Consider the following 13,634-nt stretch of genomic DNA (forward strand, 5'->3'; position numbering starts at 1 on the left):
AATTGATGGTGGTTTATTATGCCTAATCCTTTTTTTGTTTTTTTAAAGAAAAAACATACTGTCCCTAAAGTTACTTCTTATACAAATACGAAACAAACTAACGAGCTTCAACTGCTTGCCGCTTCGGGTAATAACGCGGAATACCGCAAGAAAGAACAAGAATTTAATGAAGAAGGCTTGAAATTTAGATTGACCAAGGGCGTTGTCTATGAAATTAGGGATGAAGGAGAGGAAATAGAGGTACAAGTTGCAGTGCAGGTTAAAGGATACACTTTAACTTGGTACTTTTGGACTCAAGATGGACTGGATCAGTACCCCCAAGCGTTTAGAGATAAATTATTTAATGCTGCAGCCAAAGTTCAAAGAGAAGAAGTTGAGGATGGATGTGATTTATATCTCCGAGGCAGCGATGAACTCCATGGTAAATTAATGCACCATGATAAAACAGAATTCTGGCAAAATCATAACCATTATCGATTAAAAAATAATAAGTCCTATACTCCAAAAGAATTTAATCAACATTTGCGTGGTCTTGCAAAAACAGAAATTTATCAAGAATTTTTTAGCGACGGTGAAGTTGAAGCGCTTTGTCAAAAGTTTGCAGAGTTTCATGCAAAATGGGTGAAAAAGGAAGGAACTGCCCCTTCACTTGAAGAGCAATACTTGAGTGATCCTTCACAAAAATTAGACCTAGAAGATGTGATTGAGTTAGAGCTATTTTCTCATCAACAAGAACCTTGCCGAATTAATCTTTCTGAATTAAAGGTAGACTATGAAAAAGCAAGGAAGGAAATAGAGCGGATTGTTAGCGAGGGTCTAACAACGGACAAACTAAGTGTATTATTAGCGAAAGTGGATCAGGAGTATAATGATCTTGTGGAGTTTAGAAAGCTAGGCGGAAGCAGAGGGCTTACTCCCGAGATAACTGATCCGTCTAAACTTAGAGGAACGCGATATCAGGTGGGTTCGGGGCCAGGACGAGATGATAAACTTAAAAAGGAGCTACCAGACGTTCCAAAGTGGGCGCATAGTGTTCAAGCTGCTGTGGCAAAAGCAAAGGAGTTTATACTTGAGGATGCGAGAAAAAGGTTGGCTGTACCTAAGGATGTTAGTAGAGCACCAGAGGTAGTAACGGTAAATGTTCCAGTGAGAGTGCAAAACGAGCACCCCATGGTAGAACAGCTAGACGCAACACCTAAGGTACCTGTACCTGTGAAGAGCGAGCACCCTATGGTAGAACAGCGAGGCGCAACACCTAAAGTACCTGTGAGCATTTCTTTTCTTGGCGACTTACAAAAAGAAAATGAACAGGCAAAACAAAGTGCAAAAGAAGTCGTAATAATGTTACATGTTTAAGCACAGCGCTAATTACATTGAGGAAAATAGAAATGGGTAGACTTTTTCAGGACAATAAAGAGCATACTAACCGAGTTGTTGAAAAATTTGCTGCAGCCGAATCAAAGGCTGGGGATTTGTGCCAAACATTGGCTGCCCTTCAAGATGAACTTTATGTGGTACAAACAAAGGAGCAGTTCGATGGGGTCGTTCAAAAACTGATCGACGAGGGAAAAATAGTTCATCAATTTTTATTAGAACTGATGAGTGGGGCTGATAAAGAGGTTATGCCAAAAGTGATGGCGCATTTGACTTCTCAACCTAATTTCGAACACATACGGACCTTGTTGAATTACACAGAACTTGCAGCGAAAAGTATTGTTGCTAAAAAAGAGTTATTGAGTGTGCAAGAATCACTAACTGATTTAACGAATGAACAAAGTGAAGCATTATTGCTTTTCATCACGAAATTAAAAGAACTTAAACCAATTACAGAACTACTTATGATGCAGGAAGAAGCATTTAAAAAACGTCTTGGCGCGGCAAGTTCACTAGATGAAGTTGATGAAATAGAAGCTCAAATCCAAAAGAAAAACCAACTTATCGAAGGGGCCTTAGAGAGATTAATACCTTATCCTCAAGATGAAGTAGTTGCAGGACAGATTATTAAACTGATGCAAACCAATAGTCATCTGTTGACTATATTACAATCATTCGATCTACATGAATCATTAATGAATGATATACTCCATGCAAGAGGAACTGTAGCCGCAAACATGGAATCTTCTCACATGGATGATGACCAGCCACTTCCTCCTTCTCTTTCCTGTTGACGTGCAGGCTGGGCTGTAAAGCCCAGCGTTTGCTGAATTAATTGTTGCTCACGAGTTTAGATCTCAATTAATCATTACTATTAATTATTAAAAACTTTGTGTATAAAAAGTTGATGACGTATCAGAGTCACACGCCAAGCTGTTTTATTGATGGCTAACAAGAAATGTAATAAAGAATCGAACTGGCATTGCCAGTTCGAAGCAAATGAATTATACGATTAAGCAGACATTGCCTTAACACGAGCCACTAAACGGCTTTTAATACGAGCAGCTTTATTTTTATGAATTAAGCCCTTTCCAGCCGCTGTATCAATAACTGGTTGTGCTTTGCTATAGGCAGCTTGAGCGGCTTCTTTGTCACCTGATTCAACAGCTTTAATTACATTTTTGATGTAAGTGCGGAACATTGAACGTGCACTGGCGTTGTGTTGACGTAATTTTACGTTTTGGCGAGCACGTTTGATCGCTGATTTAATATTTGCCACTTAAAAATCTCCACTCATTCAGACGGTACAAAAAGATGATGATCATGCACAATGAGTTAGAATTTGTCAATAGACTTCTTTGTTTCTAAAGTATAAATTGATGCTATCTATTGCGATATGTCTTATTTATAGGCATAATCAGTTGGGCAATATGGAACCAATGCCTCTTTAGCAATTAAATTTTACAGTTCTATACTCGTATTTTGGTTATGAAAATTAATTCATTTAGGTATATCATAAGTATTTTATTTCATGCATAAAAATTATGTCAGCAACAGAAACAGAGATTATGGTACCTAAACGACAGAGCTTACTGCGTTCAACGACACTGGTTTCCGTCATGACCTTTATTTCACGCATAGTGGGTTTTGTACGTGATATGGTTCTTGCCAATTTTTTTGGTGCCCAAGCAGGAATGGATGCCTTTTTTGTAGCTTTTCGCATTCCTAATTTTATGCGTCGTCTCTTTGCAGAGGGCGCTTTTGCACAAGCCTTTGTACCTGTACTTGCGGAATATCAAAAAACACGCTCTCCAGATGATGTTCGCGTTTTTATTGCGCGTATCGCTGGCTATCTGGGATCAATTCTTAGTGTTGTTACTTTAATCGGGATATTTGCGGCACCCGTGATCATCTTTTTATTTGCGCCTGGTTTTAGTCATGACAGTAGCCGTGCTGTATTGGCAACAGAAATGTTACGGATTACATTTCCTTTTTTGATGCTGGTTTCATTAACCGCTATGGCTGGGGCTGTATTAAATACCTATGGTTATTTTGCAATTCCTGCATTTACACCAGTATTGTTAAACATCAGTATGATTCTTGCTGCACTTTATTTATGCCCTCATTTACCAAGTCCTGTAGTGGGATTGGCTTGGGGTGTTCTGATTGCAGGTATTGTGCAATTGCTTTTTCAAATCCCTTTTTTGCATCAACGTAATTTATTAGTCAAGCCACGCCTGGTTAGAAATGATGCGGGGGTTAATAAAGTACTCAAACTTATGATCCCAGCTTTATTTGGTGTTTCTATTGCCCAACTTAATTTAATGGTTGACAGTATTTTTGCTTCTTTTTTAAAAGTTGGCAGTGTGTCATGGTTGTATTACACCGATCGTCTTACCGATTTTCCATTGGGGGTTTTTGGTGTAGCGATTGCAACCGTGATTCTTCCTCATTTATCGCGAAGGCATGCAGAACAAAGTTTAAGCCAATACTCGAGTGCCTTAGATTGGGGATTACGCTCCATTTTACTTATAGGAATTCCCGCTGGTTTAGGATTGTGTTTATTTGCTTTACCACTGATTGCGAGTTGCTTTGCTTATGGTAAATTTACTGCTTATGATGTGATTCAGACTCAAAAAAGCTTAATTACTCTTGGAGCAGGTGTACCTGCTTTTATGATGATAAAAGTATTGGCTTCAGGTTTTTATGCACGACAAGATATCAGTACCCCAGTTAAAGTGGGGGCGATTTCTATGGTGGTTAATACCTTACTCTGTTCTCTATTTGTTTGGCACTTTGCCCATGCTGGTTTGACTTTAGCTTCTGCATTAGCCGGTTATGTCAATTGTGGGGCTTTATTATTTTTATTGATTAAACGTGGCGTATTTAAACCCTCACCAGGATGGTTAAAATACAGTATGCAATTGTTTTTAGCGAATGTGGCAATTAGTATTTATTTAATTTTAATGAGTGGGACAGTAAGTTATTGGCTCGGAATTTCTCCAGTGATGCGCTTAAGCATCTTATGTGGCCACGTATTTATTGCTGTAGTCATTTACTTATTAGTTTTGGGATTAACTGGACTTAGACCCGCTCATTTTCGTGGCCAAGTGAAGGAATAAAAAATGCAAGCAAAGTTATTTTATGAGACTCAGAGCGATGGTGCTATTCCTCTTTATTTGATGTCACAATCTCAAAGAGAAGAAGAGAGCAGCATGCTTACTTCTGCAGAACAGAATTGTCTTGCTTTGCATCAGTTTAAAGGGAAAATAGGGGATTCATGTTTTATCCAGAATGCAGATGGATTAATTGATAAAGCATATATCGGGACAGGTGATGGGAATTATGTTCAGGCTTTAGCAAATGCAGCACTAGTCCTTCCACCAAATATTTATCAGGTACAAGGCAGATGCCCTCAGGAAGCAACAATGAATTGGGCTTTGGCACAATATCGCTTTGAAGCATATAAAAAATACGAGATGCGGCCTCGTATTTTAGTTGTTCATCCGGATGATTTGAATGATCTGCTGGCATTAACCCAAGCCCAATTTTTAGTAAGGGATTTGGTAAACAAACCAACTAGCGATTTAGGTCCAAAAGAATTAGCTGATGTAGTGGAGCAATTAGCACAGACCTATCAAGGGAACTTTAAGCAATGGGTTGGCGATGAATTACTAAACAATAATTTTCCAGCAATTCATGCCGTTGGGCGTGCCTCCAAGTCAGCACCGCGCTTGTTGTCATTAACTTGGGGGGATGAGAAAAACCCTCGAATTACCCTTGTAGGAAAGGGAGTTTGTTTTGACAGTGGTGGCTTAGACATTAAATCTGCCTCTGGCATGCGGTTCATGAAAAAAGATATGGGTGGCGCAGCACATGTCATAGGGCTCGCACAATGGATTATGACTCGTAATTTACCTGTGCGCTTACAAATGCTTATTCCTGCTGTAGAAAACTCTATAGGACCTGATGCATTTAGACCTGGTGATGTCTTAACAATGCGTAATGGTTTAACCGTAGAGATCCATAATACAGACGCAGAAGGACGTTTGGTTTTGGCCGATGCTTTAGTAAAAGCATGTGAAGAGCAGCCCGAGCTACTGATTGATTTTGCTACATTAACAGGAGCTGCAAGAGTTTCTGTTGGTACTGAAATCGCTGCACTATTTACCAATAATGATCAATTGGCTGTTGATGTAACCGCAGCGTCTCAACAAGCAGCTGATCCTATTTGGCGGTTGCCTTTATTTGCTGTATACGAAGAGTTGCTGCGTTCCAATGTAGCGGACTTGGCCAACTCCAGTGATCATCCTTATGCCGGAGCAATTGTTGCTGGATTATTCCTACAACGCTTCGTGACAAAATCCATACCATGGATGCATTTTGATATTATGGCATGGAACTTGGGCAATAAACCTGGTAAACCTGAAGGTGGTGAGGCGATGGGGTTACGTACGGTTGCTGAGTATTTGCTACGAGTATATGGGTAGCCCAGTTGCTTACAATCATGATCTGTTTTTTGCTTCATTCCAGGTAACATAGAAAATCTGGTTGCTTGCAACCAGGCTACAACTATTTCAAAAAGGAGATTTTATGCTGGTGACGTTTCATACAGATGCTTATGAAAATATTACTTATTTTGCGGATGTGGCGAAAAGTTTGCTTTCTCTAATGGGGCATAGTGGCACTATTCCAGGAGCGATTAAAGCCGAAAATCTTCCTGAGGCTTTAGAGAAGTTGCAGTCTGGTCTCGGTACAGAAAAAAAAGTTGTTGAAAATGAAGAGGACGGTGAGCCCCAAATCAGTTTGGCAAAACGTGCTGTTCCTTTAATTAGTTTGCTGCAAGCGGCTATCAAAAAAGATAAGGATGTGCTCTGGGATTAATGCATTTCTTGGTAGCCTGGGTTTCGCTGCGCTGTACCCAGGCACGGTTTTGGATTCCATTTTGTTGACTATTCAATCGATCTGATGCGTATGTAATTCGCAACCTTTGGCTCTATAGTCTCTATAATGTGCACGACTTTGTTCTTTATCGGTTTCTTCGTTGATTACGATTTCCATAATGCGCTTAAATTTGGGGTAAAAATCCGGAATATAATTCGCAAGATTCAATAAAATATCATTAAACCCTCTTGGTTCACGCCCATAGCCAATTTGAATTGGGGGAGGCGGTTCAGGTCCTTCTCCTTGTAGGTTATGTGGGATAAAACTGTCTTCTTTGAAAGTCCATAACAGTTCGTCCAGTAATTCAGCATCCTGCTGGTTATTACATAAAACATAAACTTTATGTCCTTTAGCATAAGCTTTTTCCAAAAGGCGGCAGGCGATTAGCCAACGTGCATCGTTCTGGTTGCTTGCTAATAAATAAAAATCAACGCGAATTGATGGCATGGCGTATTATTTGAGTTAATAAGGGAACAGGTCTGCCTGTTGCGTTACGATTTTTACCAAAAATCCAGGCCGTACCTGCGATATCTAAATGTGCCCAACGATATTTTTCAGTAAAGCGGGACAGGAAACACGCGGCAGTAACACTACTCGCAGTACGATCAAAATTTGCATTGATCATATCTGCTAAAGGGCTATCAAGCGCATCTTGGTATTCATCATCCAAAGGCATACGCCAGACTCGGTCATTGCTTTCTTTTGCTGCCGCTTCGATTAACTGTGCAAGCTCTTCATCTTGGGTCATAAAACCTGATGCTACAGTACCCAGAGCAACAATAATACCACCTGTTAACGTTGCGACATCGATGACAAATTCGGGTTGATAACGCTCTGCATAGGTTAATGCATCAGCTAATACCAGACGGCCTTCGGCATCTGTATTAATGATTTCAACAGTTTGTCCTGACATACTGGTGACAATATCACCGGATTTGACAGCAGTGCCACTTATCATGTTTTCAGCACTGGCAATCAAACCGATTATATTAATGGGGAGTTTCAGTAAAGCACAGGCTTTTAAAGTACCCAATACACTGGCTGCACCTGACATATCATATTTCATTTCATCCATAGCATTGGCAGGCTTGATGGATAATCCACCAGAATCAAAAGTAATGCCTTTGCCTACTAGAATGATTGGTGGCGCATCTTTCGCACCTTTGTAATGAATGTCTATGAGTCTTGGTGGCTGGGCTGAACCTTGAGCAACTGCTAATAAAGTTTCCATTCCCATTTGATTTATTTCTTCTGGCCCCATTACCTTGCAACTCATATTGGGTGCAAACTCTTGAGCTAAATGCATTGCTTGCTCGCCCAAATAAGTGGGGGTACAGATATTAGCTGGCATATTCGCTAGATTGCGGGTCAACTCAACGCCTGCTGCAATTGCTTTACCTAGCATTAATCCCTCGCCTTTGGCGGTAGGTAAATAAAAAGTTACAGATTCTAATTGATGAGCTTTTGCTTTTTTCTTTTTAAAATCCAGTAATTGATAGCGTTGATTATCAATTTGCAAAATCATTTGTTCCAATTGCCAGTCTGCGGAGCATTGGGTGAGTTGAGGGAGGTATACGGTTGCACTGCGAACACGTTGTTTAATTAATGCTACTGTAATATCAGTGACTCTTTTTTTAAATTGAGAAGGACTGAATTTAGCTTGCTCGCCACAGTGAATGATTAATAAGGTTCCATGTAGATTATGATGCCATTGTATATCGCCTGCTTCAGATGTTTTTTTAATGAGCCTGCTGATTAGACTATGGTTTTCTTTATCTAAGGCTTGCACTGCATCAGATAGTTCCGCATCAGAAAATACGCCGAGCACAAGACATTCGCTGTCTGATAATGAGAGCTTTTGTGTTAATTCGTAATTCATTTTTTATGTTCCTAATGCTTCGTGTAACCTGGGTGAAGCGCAGCGCCTTCCCTGTCATCCCGAGTATAGCGATGGATGACGTCTTTTGTTTTGTAGTTTACCTAAACTAACGCTGGTTTTAAACAGGCATTTTACAATCTGTTAATGGTTTTGTAGGGACAACAATTTGTACATTAATGCCTTTAATTGTTGGGCTACTTTGGGCCTTTTCAAGATATTCAATCAATGGAACATCAATTACCTTACCATATTCTGACGAAGCTTGCCGAAAATACAATTGTCCTTTATGTTTAATCGCAAACCCTAAATGGGAAATGTTTAATGCAGTGCCAATTTTTTCGCTTAGATTCCAGTTTGGTCTGACAATTTCAATGATTGCACCATGAGGAATTTGCGAAAATAAATACTTATTTGCTTTATTTTTTTCGGGAAAGAGAGCGGTAAAGGGAATGTAAGGAACTTTTTCTGATGCGACTTCCAATTTAGCCCCTTTCTTTTTTAATTCATCTAACCGTTCTTGTTCTTTGACTTTATCCGCATTTTCGAGTCTGATTGTTTGCACCGTTTTATAAGCATACCAATTAGGTTTATTAATCACGGCATCAGCAATTTGAGCTACTGGTTGATTATTTTTATCTTTAATCGTTAATGTAATGTCTTTGAGTATCCCGTTGTATTGATTGTTTTGATTCCAATCTAAGCCTTGGAAATGATTTCGTTGCAGATAAGATACAGTGCCATTTTTATAACGCATATTTTTGATGCATTGTTGAAATGAAGTAAGAGAATTTGCCAAAGCTAAAGATAAAACTGTGTTCACATAAGTATCACAATCAAATGCATCAACACGGTATTGGGGAAACTGATCGTATCGGGCTTTTGGGCCTTCTCCTAAGGAGCCAAGCACATAATGTATACCTAAAAATTGGCTACTAAACCAATCGATCCTGTCTGGCATGGAATTATTCGGCATGCTGCTTAGTCTATGATATAGTTCTTCTATTGAGGAATTGGCCTGTTTTTCTGTAGCGTTTGAGTCAAAAGCATAACTTAAAAAAGAAATGAGGAAACAGGTTACAAAAATCAGATTTTTTAAGGGAGTAAGAGTGTACTTCATCAGTTTTTTCTATCTAAAGCAAAATAATGACTACATCTTAACCCGTTCGGAAGTATGGAGGCAAGAATGCTCAACTTAATCTGGTTAGGGATGATACTGATTTCTGTTGTAGTTGGTGTGATAGAAGGGCGTATTGATGAGGTTGCTCGTGCTGTTACTGAGTCAGCGAAACTTGGCTTTGAAATCGCTCTTGGCTTGGCAGGAATCATGTCCCTATGGCTGGGAATCATGTCTATAGCAAATGAATCAGGCTTGGTTACTTTATTGGGAAAGCTACTTAGACCTATTTTAAGAAGGCTATTTCCTGATATTCCCATAGATCATCCCGCAATGGGGGCTATGACCTTGAATATCGCCGCAAACATGCTGGGACTTGCCAATGCAGCAACTCCATTTGGATTGCAAGCGATGAAAGAGTTACAAACGCTGAACCAACATGCAAAAATTGCAACCAATTCTATGTGTACTTTTCTAGCAATTAATACTTCGAGCGTACAATTAATCCCTGCTACTGCTATCGCTTATCTGGCAGCAAACGGCAGCACTAATCCAAGTAGTGTCATTGTCAGCTCTTTAATCGCGACAATCATTTCTACTCTAGTTGCCATTATTTCCGTAAAACAATTAGCAAAATTATCCATATTTCGTGTTGGAAGGAAAGACAGCTTATGAGTGGATTTGCGAATCAATTGTCCAATTGGATGCTTTTAATTTTTATTGTAGGCATTCCTTTATATGCCGCAGCAGTAAAAAAAATTAATGTTTTTGACGCATTTATTGTTGGTGCCAAACAAGGATTTGATACGATTTTGAGTATTGTGCCCTACTTAATCGCCATGATAGTGGCTATAGGCATGCTACGTGCTTCAGGTTTTTTTGGTTTACTAGCAAAATTGCTTGCCCCTCTTCTCGCTATGATTGGCATGCCTCCAGAAGTATTGCCATTGGCTTTAATTCGTCCTTTTTCTGGAAGTGCTTCAACAGGAATGATGGCAGAACTGGTTCATCAATATGGTGGTGACTCGCTCATATCTAAAATTGCAGCAACGATGATGGGAAGCACAGAAACAACATTCTATGTGATCGCTGTTTATTTTGGTTCTATAGGAATTCGGCGGACACGACATGCGATACCCGCAGGCTTATTAGCAGATCTAGCAGGAATCATTGCCTCTGTGATGGTGTGTCGTTATTTATTTGGATGAACTTTCCTAAGTCTGTCACTGATGTTAACTTAAACTTGTAGCCCGGTTGTTTACAACTGGGAAGAGTTTGCAAAGATTAATCCCAGTTGCAAACAAGCAAGCTACTTTTTTAAAATTCCTATAGAAAGGTTATGGGGCTACCACAAGGTATGGAATTTCATACAAATTCGCATTCGCGCGTACGGAATTAACAATTATCCAATTTTTGTTTTTTTCTTCCCTTTGCTTTTATCTTTACTGGCGTAACTTGTTTTTTCAAGTGATTTCAAGTGAGCAAACACATGACGTACCTTCGCTTTAAATTGAGCCATTTCTCGCGCAGGAACTGGAGAAGATGTAGGCAGGTAGGTTGTTGTTGGATTTCTTGGTTGATTATGAACATGAAGCTCATAATGACAATGAGGACCTGTAGCAAGGCCTGTTTGACCAACATAACCTATCACTTGACCTCGTTTGATTCTACTGCCTTTGGATAGTCCTTTTGCAAATCGAAGCATGTGTCCATATAGTGTGCTATAGGTTTTATCGTGTTTGATTTCAATCATATTGCCATAGCCATTGTGTCTACCGATATTGGTAATGGTTCCATCACCGACTGATTGAATTGGTGTGCCAATGGGGGCAGCCAGATCAATACCTTTATGTGCTCTTTTATAGTGCAATATCGGATGGTATCTTGTAGAAGTAAAGGTTGAGCTGATATGGCTAAACTTAATAGGATAGCGTGAAAAAGCTTTCTTAAAGCTTTCGCCTTTAGGAGTATAGTAATCACGGTTGCCATTCCTGCTAATATGTCGCACTGCCTGTGCAGTTTTTCCCTGATTGGTGTAACTTACAGCAACAATATCTCCAATGCCTACCATTTTGCCTTCTACATGAAGACTGTCATAGGCTATAGCGAAACGATCACCACTACGAACTGAACGTGAGAAGTCTATTTCTTTACGTAAAACCGCAGTCATTTGTTGAATTAGCTTTCTAGGAATGCCTAAGCGTTGCGCCGTAGAATATAACGAACCTGTAACGACACCGGTTACATAACGCTCTTGGGTTTTTACTTTTTTGGAATCTATTTTTGTTTTATAGACTGCCCCATCTCTATAGACGGTTAGTGTTTGGATGTTATTCATTGGAATAACTAATTTTTCCAACTTGTTTTTATTAATTAAAAATCTCAGTTCCTGGCTTGGTTTTATTGCAGTAAGTGCTTTTGCATAAGGGTTCTTCTGCATTACCAGGTGTAAATTTTGTGCTGTTAATCCAAGGCGCTTAAAGATGGTTGCCATGGAGTCGCCTGATCTGGGTTTAATGGTTTGCCATTCATTGTCTTTGACGATGTTTTTAACCGGTTTAATCGTTTTGATAGCACTTGCAACGACTGTTTTAGCCGTTTCTTTGGCAAGTTCAGGTTTAGACTCTTCAGCAATTTCCTCTTCTACATTCTGATATGCATTTTCTTGATAGGTTTCGTCTTGATATTCTTCGGAATCATCCCCATCAACATCAGGTAAGGAAATAGATTGGGTTGTAGATCCTTGATGCGTGTTATGTGAAAATTTTTTTACAAGAAAATAGGGGAGTGAAAAAGCAATAATTAAGGCAAAACCCATTAATACCTTAGATGGCTTAGATTTTTTATTTTTATTTGTCTTTCGCTTTTCGATATATATATAAGGTTTCTTATCCATCGTTTGCCTATACATTGCCATCCGGAACTATGCTATTGTCTGCATTTATTAAATTTTCGGGTGACAAATTATTTTAAATCACCTTTTAGGTATGGCAGGAAATTGCCAACCGGGCTAAGATACTCGGTGTGAGAAGATAGGTCAATCATTTATAAAGGTTTTGATGTCATGATAGTTGAAGATTCAGTATGTGCCGAGCTAGTAAGAGGCTGTGAGGAGGTGCTTCCGCAGCATGAGTTGGAAAAAAAATTACAAAAAGGGACTACCTTAAAAATAAAAGCAGGGTTTGATCCAACTGCACCTGATTTGCATTTAGGACATACTGTATTACTTAATAAGTTAAGGCAATTTCAGCAATACGGCCATGAGGTCATTTTTTTAATTGGTGATTTTACGGCGATGATCGGTGATCCGACAGGAAAAAATGTTACCCGCCTACCTCTTAGTCAAGAAACAGTTATTGAAAATGCAAAGACATATCAAGAGCAGGTTTTTAAAATTTTAGATCCACTTAAAACACGAGTTGCATTTAACTCCCAATGGCTTGCTCAGTTTAGTGCTGTAGATTTAATCCGTTTAGCTGCGACACACACAGTCGCGCGTATGCTAGAGAGAGATGATTTTAACAAGCGCTATACAACTGGTCAGCCAATTGCTATTCATGAGTTCTTATATCCCTTACTTCAGGGATATGATTCAGTGGCACTCAAAGCGGATGTTGAGCTTGGTGGTTCAGATCAGAAATTTAATTTATTAATGGGGCGTGAGTTACAAAAACATTATGGGCTTGAACCGCAAGTTGTGATGATGACTCCATTAATTGAAGGCTTAGATGGGGTGAAAAAAATGTCTAAGTCACTTGATAACTATATTGGTATTAATGAGCCCGCAGCCGATATGTTTGGCAAAATTATGTCTGTATCCGATGAACTTATGTGGCGATACATTGATTTACTTAGTTTTAAAACGGGAAAAGAAATAAAGGCTTTAAAGAGCTCTGTAATTCAAGGAGCGAATCCTAGAGACATAAAAATTGATTTTGCTAAGGAAATAGTGGCGCGTTTCCATGATCAAAATCAGGCGGAACGTGCTCATATAGAATTTATAGAACGTTTTCAGAAAGGAGCTATTCCAGAAGATCTAGAAGAGCAAACTATAACTATGGACGAGCCGCTCTCATTGGCCCAGCTATTAAAGCAAATGAATTTAACTCAAAGTACTTCAGAGGCGATACGTTTAGTGAAGCAAGGAGCGGTTAAAATCAATGGTGATAAAGCCGAAGACCCTGCACTTGCATTACCAGCTGGACAAGTCTATATAATACAAGTTGGCAAGCGTAGAATTGCCAAGCTGCTTTTACAATAAACAGAGTGTTATCATTTTTTTAAAAAAAATGAAAAAAGTGTTTGACATAGGTGCCGAAATCA

The 13,634-nt window shown here is 39.2% G+C and carries 13 protein-coding genes; 8 read left to right on the top strand and 5 right to left on the bottom strand.

All coding sequences use genetic code 11. The features are described 5' to 3' along the window. The first annotated feature begins 18 nt into the window (after window positions 1–18). Together BGO44_RS18465 and BGO44_RS18470 are read left to right on the top strand one after the other, a co-directional pair. Window positions 19–1,356 (top strand): hypothetical protein, encoded by a 1,338-nt coding sequence (locus BGO44_RS18465; protein ID WP_058510649.1) that lies wholly within the window; start codon window positions 19–21, stop codon window positions 1,354–1,356. Window positions 1,357–1,388: 32 nt separating this feature from the next. Then, window positions 1,389–2,168: a hypothetical protein gene (locus tag BGO44_RS18470; RefSeq protein WP_058510648.1), complete on the top strand. Its 780-nt coding sequence runs from the start codon at window positions 1,389–1,391 to the stop codon at window positions 2,166–2,168. 218 nt (window positions 2,169–2,386) lie between these two features. Here the strand turns inward: BGO44_RS18470 and rpsT are convergent, their stop codons facing one another. Next, on the bottom strand, window positions 2,387–2,653 hold the full coding sequence (gene rpsT, locus BGO44_RS18475; protein WP_058510647.1) for a 30S ribosomal protein S20: 267 nt from the start codon (window positions 2,651–2,653) through the stop codon (window positions 2,387–2,389). Window positions 2,654–2,918: 265 nt separating this feature from the next. On the opposite strand from rpsT, the gene murJ reads away from it, so the two are divergent. From murJ to BGO44_RS18490, 3 genes are all read left to right on the top strand, one after another. Further along, window positions 2,919–4,496 carry a murein biosynthesis integral membrane protein MurJ gene (gene murJ, locus BGO44_RS18480; RefSeq protein WP_058510646.1) on the top strand — a complete coding sequence of 526 codons (1,578 nt, stop codon included), beginning with the start codon at window positions 2,919–2,921 and terminating at the stop codon, window positions 4,494–4,496. Between the two features lie 3 nt (window positions 4,497–4,499). Then, a complete protein-coding gene (locus tag BGO44_RS18485; protein ID WP_058510645.1) occupies window positions 4,500–5,864 on the top strand; it encodes a leucyl aminopeptidase family protein in 1,365 nt (454 codons plus the stop codon). Window positions 5,865–5,967: 103 nt separating this feature from the next. Continuing rightward, a complete protein-coding gene (locus tag BGO44_RS18490) occupies window positions 5,968–6,258 on the top strand; it encodes a DUF1840 domain-containing protein (protein WP_058510644.1) in 291 nt (96 codons plus the stop codon). Between the two features lie 72 nt (window positions 6,259–6,330). On the opposite strand, the gene BGO44_RS18495 is transcribed toward BGO44_RS18490, so the two are convergent. The 3 genes from BGO44_RS18495 to BGO44_RS18505 form a co-directional block, all read right to left on the bottom strand. Next, complete coding sequence (locus BGO44_RS18495; RefSeq protein WP_058510643.1) at window positions 6,331–6,765, bottom strand: DNA polymerase III subunit chi; 435 nt, start codon at window positions 6,763–6,765, stop codon at window positions 6,331–6,333. After that, complete coding sequence (locus tag BGO44_RS18500; protein ID WP_273201480.1) at window positions 6,746–8,197, bottom strand: leucyl aminopeptidase; 1,452 nt, start codon at window positions 8,195–8,197, stop codon at window positions 6,746–6,748. Before BGO44_RS18500 ends, BGO44_RS18495 begins: the two co-directional genes overlap by 20 nt. A gap of 118 nt (window positions 8,198–8,315) precedes the next feature. Beyond that, window positions 8,316–9,314, bottom strand: coding sequence for an N-acetylmuramoyl-L-alanine amidase-like domain-containing protein (locus BGO44_RS18505; protein ID WP_273201482.1), 999 nt, complete (start codon window positions 9,312–9,314; stop codon window positions 8,316–8,318). A gap of 66 nt (window positions 9,315–9,380) precedes the next feature. On the opposite strand from BGO44_RS18505, the gene BGO44_RS18510 reads away from it, so the two are divergent. Both BGO44_RS18510 and BGO44_RS18515 read left to right on the top strand, forming a co-directional pair. Further along, window positions 9,381–9,986, top strand: a complete 606-nt coding sequence (locus BGO44_RS18510) for a nucleoside recognition domain-containing protein (protein WP_058510640.1) — start codon at window positions 9,381–9,383, stop codon at window positions 9,984–9,986. Beyond that, window positions 9,983–10,519, top strand: a complete 537-nt coding sequence (locus tag BGO44_RS18515) for a spore maturation protein (RefSeq protein ID WP_058510639.1) — start codon at window positions 9,983–9,985, stop codon at window positions 10,517–10,519. Before BGO44_RS18510 ends, BGO44_RS18515 begins: the two co-directional genes overlap by 4 nt. Window positions 10,520–10,713: 194 nt before the next feature. Here the strand turns inward: BGO44_RS18515 and BGO44_RS18520 are convergent, their stop codons facing one another. Continuing rightward, window positions 10,714–12,207: a M23 family metallopeptidase gene (locus tag BGO44_RS18520; RefSeq protein WP_273201486.1), complete on the bottom strand. Its 1,494-nt coding sequence runs from the start codon at window positions 12,205–12,207 to the stop codon at window positions 10,714–10,716. A gap of 168 nt (window positions 12,208–12,375) precedes the next feature. Here BGO44_RS18520 and tyrS point away from each other — a divergent pair, with 168 nt between their 5' ends. Further along, a complete protein-coding gene (tyrS, locus tag BGO44_RS18525) occupies window positions 12,376–13,572 on the top strand; it encodes a tyrosine--tRNA ligase (protein ID WP_058510637.1) in 1,197 nt (398 codons plus the stop codon). Window positions 13,573–13,634: the final 62 nt, after the last annotated feature.

This window comes from Legionella sp. 39-23 (assembly GCF_001897665.1).
Taxonomy (GTDB): Bacteria; Pseudomonadota; Gammaproteobacteria; order Legionellales; family Legionellaceae; genus Legionella; species Legionella steelei.